The organism is Mesorhizobium sp. GbtcB19, assembly GCF_019091085.1.
In the GTDB taxonomy this organism is placed as follows: Bacteria; Pseudomonadota; Alphaproteobacteria; order Rhizobiales; family Rhizobiaceae; genus Mesorhizobium.
On the sequence record NZ_JAGXJY010000437.1, the window covers coordinates 1 to 243 of the forward strand.

A 243-nucleotide genomic window follows, 5' to 3' on the forward strand; every position below is an offset into this window, starting at 1 on the left:
CGGCGGTGGTGGCTAGCCACCTGAACCCCATTTCACCGGATTCCCCCGGGGCCCAGGGCCCCCCCAAGCGCGGGAAGCACCGGGACTGCCGAAGCTACCCAAAGCGCCCTACCATCCACAAGCCTTCAAGAACCCGCCCCCCGTGCCGGCCCAGCCCTTCTCCAGCGCATCCGCTGTCAACCCCTGTCCGATCGATACTTCGGCCAATGCCGGGTTGCGTTTGGCCAGTGCCGGCAGGTTCTG

1 pseudogene is annotated in these 243 nt (G+C 67.5%); it reads right to left on the bottom strand.

Going from position 1 to position 243, the window contains the following annotated elements:
* Positions 1 to 108: 108 nt before the first annotated feature.
* Positions 109 to 243, bottom strand: a pseudogene (locus KVT37_RS33665) (pyridoxine 5'-phosphate synthase); the annotation flags it as partial.